The 5,349-nt window shown below is 37.4% G+C and carries 4 protein-coding genes; all 4 read right to left on the minus strand.

Features of this window, described 5'->3' with window-relative positions; all coding sequences use genetic code 11:
- Positions 1–239 precede the first annotated feature (239 nt).
- Complete coding sequence (locus G628_RS0110675) at positions 240–938, minus strand: hypothetical protein (RefSeq protein ID WP_034468764.1); 699 nt, start codon at positions 936–938, stop codon at positions 240–242.
- A 195-nt stretch (positions 939–1,133) separates the two neighbouring features.
- Positions 1,134–2,009, minus strand: coding sequence for an LD-carboxypeptidase (locus G628_RS17145; protein ID WP_051199152.1), 876 nt, complete (start codon positions 2,007–2,009; stop codon positions 1,134–1,136).
- 170 nt (positions 2,010–2,179) lie between these two features.
- Positions 2,180–5,041, minus strand: a complete 2,862-nt coding sequence (locus tag G628_RS17150; protein WP_081670686.1) for a TOTE conflict system archaeo-eukaryotic primase domain-containing protein — start codon at positions 5,039–5,041, stop codon at positions 2,180–2,182.
- 89 nt (positions 5,042–5,130) lie between these two features.
- The coding region (locus G628_RS0110690; protein WP_027209126.1) for a transposase domain-containing protein at positions 5,131–5,349 on the minus strand (219 nt) is incomplete at its 5' end.

The following is a 5,349-nucleotide window of genomic DNA, read 5'->3' on the forward strand; positions in this document are numbered from 1 at the left end:
TGTCTCCATGGAATCCTGAATGCAAAGAAGCTCTTGATGAGCTGTTCAGGAAACATCAAGATGCTATCTTTGATGCAATGTAATCTTTATCATATGTGAATTGTCAAGGTGCTCCGGGTTCATAAGAACTCGGGGTATATTTTATGGGCAAAAGCCCTTGTACCTGATAACAATGGTGGTTGTTTTACAACCCACCGGATTATTGCGCGCTTACATATAAAGGCAACTACATTATTTAGTTATGCAAGACTATCAAATATAGGCTTGTCTTCCAAATAGTCCGGTAAATCTCTCAATTCTTTAATTCCTTTTTGAGCATTTTTTACGGCACTATTATAAATAGCATAGAATTCAGCCTTTTTCTTCAATTCCGCAGGAGTCATTTCATATCCCCATCCGTAATCATCTCCTGCCAATAGTTGCACTCCGCCTCGTTCAATAATTACTCCATATCCACCAGTAGTCAATATTGGAAATGTAAGCATAGCTCCACCGGCAAGAGAAAAACTCTTATCCGACAAATTTTGCGATTTGTCCGCATGCTCCAAAAAATAAAGCAACGTTAATTCTCCGCCTCCATGTTGTATACCTTTTTTATTATTGTTTTGAGATTTAATCGCTCTTTCTGCTTGCTGATACAATGTCCTCCTATCAGGAGAAACATCAGATAGATAATCAGCTCGAAGTTTTAAAACCTCTAGATTTAACTGTTCTGTTTCTTTTCCATTATTAGCTTGCGCTACTCTATTTGCAAGATCTTTTATTTCAGATACCAATTGTTCCTTTGTTTTTTTGCATCTTCCTGCTGAAGGAATATATGCCCAATTTGGAGCTCCACTCTTTGTTGTTATAGCAGTCTTGTTAGTGTCGATATTTTCTAAGCCCAAGGTATCATTTGAATTAAACAGATATTTATTTCCACCATCAATTTTAATCATCCCCTTCACCTCCCAAATACCTTTGCATCATTTATTTATGCCTACAATATTTATATCGTTGGAATAATGAAAATATTTAGAAATAATTATAACCAAAATAAAGCCATTGAATAAAACAAAGAAAAAAGCCGCAAACTCAGATAGAAAGGAGGCTGGCGGTTTCACTTTATTTTCTGAACCCACTTTTGCCCCTAGTTATGGATATACATCAAATGTTTCACCATTATGTGTATCCGCATGAATACTGTATTCTTTTCCAATCATGATAGCCTTAGCATCATGGCCATGTCCTATATCTCTTGTACATGCTACGGGAAGCACCTCTGAGATATGCATTTTCAAAAGATCATATACAGTAAGCGATGGTCCTGCTTTTTCGTAATTAGTGAAAGTTCCAAGCAATACACCTGATATTTGGTCAAACACACCTATATCATCCAATTGGTTAAAAAGAGTCCCTATCTGCCCGGATTTTCCGCCAAGTGCCTCAAGAAGCAATATCTTCCCATTCATATCAGGCCAGTACCTTGTTCCTGCAAGCTTAGTAAAGCAGCGGATATTGCCGCCTACAACCACACCTTGCATGTCGTTTCCTTGCAAAAAGCTGTATTTTATATCAAACAGGTCATTATTCTTTCCTAAAATGTAATCTGAAAATCTCTGCTTTTGAACATCTCCGCATGACCAGATAATATTTTTTATCTGATAAAGAACTCCCGGCTTGCCCGTCATTGTGTATATGGCGTTAATAACAGTTGTCAGGTCGCTATATCCCCAAAAAGTCTTATCGGTCTTGGCTATGGCGTCATAGTCTAAATATTTTAACACTCCATTAGCCAAGTCTCCGCCGGAAATGTCATAGATTGCATCTATCGCATCATCAGTGTAAAACTTCATGAGATCTTCGGCTCTTTCCTTATCAGTCCCGCTATATTCATCTATAGTTCTCATAATATGCGGTGAAAGAGCTGTTTCAATATTCATGTTGTCAAAAACCTGTTCAAGTTCAGTTATCTGATCCTGCCACTCCGGCAAATGTCCGTTTGAACAAGCTGAAATACCAATTTTCATTATCTTTTCCCTGTTTTTATATAGCTTATCAGTTCCTCTAAATCATCAAAGTCGTCATAGTCTCCCATAATTCCTTCCCGATGATAAACTATACCTGCCTTTTCTGAACCCACTTTTGAACCTAGTTGTGAATATACATCATAAGTGCATATTGTTCTTTAGGCATGAGCCTATAGCCTCTTTTCACTAATCTCTAACAATTCAGCTGCAACCTGATTATTTTCAACCCTCATAAGATTATCCCAGGCTTCTGCTCTTCCAAGTAGGTTCATACCGCCATGCCATACTATCTGATCATCAATAACAGCATAGCACTCTTCAACAGTTTCAGTTTTTCTAACGATTATGCCACCTTTACATAGTTCATCCACTAGTAAAGAGCTTTCTATGACATCCTCATAACCAATAGAATTGGGATCCATGGTTATCACAGTAACTGTTATCCCCTCCTCTAGCCTTGGTTTTAGCAAAGATACAAGCTTTAACACTTTGCTTCGAATAAGCTTTGGGCTTGAAATAACAATATTTTTATCTGCCTCAATCAAATCTCTAAAAAAGACCTCTTCATAGTCTTTCCTATCATATATAGCATTAGCTGCCTGTTTCGTTTGGCCTTGAGGAGTATAAATCTTATAACCAAGTTCTTTATATGTCTTTAGTCGGTTTTTATATTGACGGTCAAAAAACCTAATGTGACTATCAACATAATCATAAACAAGCACATCTTTCTTGCCCTCATATGTTCGATTTAATCTACCTACATACTGTGTCAGGCGACCTTCATATTTTACAGGAGCAGCGAGCATAAGAGTATCCAATCGCGGAAAATTGAAACCTTCTCCTACCTTTGATGCTGTGGCTATCAATATCAATGATTCATTAGAAGGAGTGCTAGTCATCACCTCACGGATTTGAGTGTTTTCTTTCTTGCTATTATCGCCATAGATAACAAAAATATGATCTGCACAATCTTTTAGCACATCTTTCAAAACATCTACATGTCTTTTAAGCTTCGTCAGAATCAAAGGTGTTCTACCTAAGGAAATAGCTGCTTTTACATCCTCTTTGATTTGTTCATTTCTCACTGTGCTATCAACAATCAATTTATCTGCTTTGATAATATCAAGATCTTCTCCTGTTACATTTACAACTCTTGTAAAACGCGGTATTAAAAGACGTTCAATACCCTGTTCATCGGCTTGCTCTTTAGCAGTATACTTGTGCCTTACCTGTCCAAGCATCATATATACAATATCATCGAGCTTATCACTTCTTCCGGGAGTAGCAGAAAGGCCATATACATACTTGGCTCGAACACGATTCAGAACTGCCTGAGCCTGCTTAGACGCAGCATGATGGCATTCATCAAAGATAACCATTCCATAAGAATCTATATTTTTGAAGAATTCTCCCTTATGATACGCTGAACCAACCAAAGCAAAATCAATTATTCCTGTGGTTTTATCATTGCCCGCTTGTAATGTGCCAAAGACACTTTCTCTTACTTTTTCTCTTCCCGATTTAGTTAGATATTTCGGAGGTTTTTCATCTATAACAAGGAATTTTTCAAACTCGCTTATCCACTGTGGCAATAACTCAGTATTTTGAAGCAGAATCAAAGTATTAACTTTTCTTTTTGCAATCATATATGCTGCGAGAACAGTTTTCCCAAATGCCGTCGCCGCACATAAAACTCCATTCTCATATTTTTCTAATCTGGCAGCAGCATATTCCTGCTGTTCCTTAAGCGTTCCGTTAAAACTTACTCTAATTGGTCTGCCGAATTGTCTTTTATCGGTAATATCACATTTTATTCCTGATTCCTTACCCTTGGCCTCTAACTTATCATACATTCCCCTCGGAATCTTGATATAACCTTCACTTTCACTCCATAATGAAATCTGTTTAAAATTGTAATAATTGGATCTCCCCTGCCTTTTATTTGTATAAAACTCTGGATTGTCTATTGTTGCCATACGCTTAATCAGATTCTGTATATTAGGTAAAAGATTAAGTGCATCAACATATATTCCATCATCCAATACAATATGGATTTCATTCCCTACTACATCAGAACTGTTGAACTTCTCCTCTCTTTTCCAAGGACGAATCTGCTTATCAGCATATTTAGTAATTGCCATGGAGGAACTAATACCTTCATTCCATTTCTGAATAAAAGAAATTATTTCCTGCTCCGGAATTTTCCTTATGCTCCTCAATGTTTCCCACTGATCCGGATATGCATTCCAATTTTCATCAATAAAAGCACTATTGCCATTTTCTAATGCTCGCCCCTGTAACGGTAGTGCGACCAAGTTTCCAATCTTACTTAGCACATCCTGTGAGGGATACATTCTATCGTAATACTTGAAAGACGGCATATTAATTGAAACAGCACCTCTATCCAACAGAGCAAAACCAAAGCTCCTTGCCAAAGAAGCTTGAATAGGTTTCTCAAAAAAGATCCATATATGAGCACCTCTTCCGGATCTTGATCTTTCTGTAAGTGCATCAATATTATTCAACTTTAAAATTTTCCTTAATGCATCAACCTCGCTTTTCCAAAGATCATCTGTATTAGCATCATCTGTTTTATAGGAATCTTTAACATGATTATCAAAATCAAACACAAGAAATCTACATGTATTATCTGTAAAAAGAGGATATGCTCCAATTACATCATCACATTCAGGCTTCTTACCTAAAAGATGGTTTTCGATTACTTCAAGTTCAATTTTTCTCCATTTTCTATATGGACAGTCATCATCACAAAAAGTCTTAGCATCATTGTTCTTCGGGCAAATACGATTCCATCTATTATCGCATTGCGGAAAGTATCCGCCATTCTTTCCACGCTTTGCATAAACATCCTCTCTTCCGTGGAACATATAAAAGAAAAACTTTGCCATATCACTGGTTATCGCATACTTTATGATTCTTGCCCCTTGATCAGGATCATATACGTCAGTACTAATGACGTCTTCATCAAAGTAAGCGCGCAATAATCCGGTGGGTTGTAAAACAACCACCATTGTTATCAGGTACAAGGGCTTTTGCCCATAAAATATACCCCGAGTTCTTATGAACCCGGAGCACCTTGACAATTCACATATGATAAAGATTACATTGCATCAAAGATAGCATCTTGATGTTTCCTGAACAGCTCATCAAGAGCTTCTTTGCATTCTGGATTCCATGGAGATAGCTTTTCAAGCTCCTCGTCGCTCATCTGAGATGATGGACATTTGATCAACAGATACTTGAGGTAGTAGTAAACATCTACTCCACAGGCTTTTGCTGTCTCGACCATGGAATAAGTAAGTGCACTTGCGTCAGCACC

It is taken from the genome of Butyrivibrio hungatei NK4A153 (genome assembly GCF_000424465.1).
GTDB lineage: Bacteria > Bacillota > Clostridia > Lachnospirales > Lachnospiraceae > Butyrivibrio > Butyrivibrio hungatei_A.

Coding starts and splice junctions, on each gene's coding strand:
- G628_RS0110675 (WP_034468764.1), bottom strand. CDS start 938: ATGATTAAAATTGATGGTGGAAATAAATATCTGTTTAATTCAAATGAT.
- G628_RS17145 (WP_051199152.1), bottom strand. CDS start 2,009: ATGAAAATTGGTATTTCAGCTTGTTCAAACGGACATTTGCCGGAGTGG.
- G628_RS17150 (WP_081670686.1), bottom strand. CDS start 5,041: ATGGTGGTTGTTTTACAACCCACCGGATTATTGCGCGCTTACTTTGAT.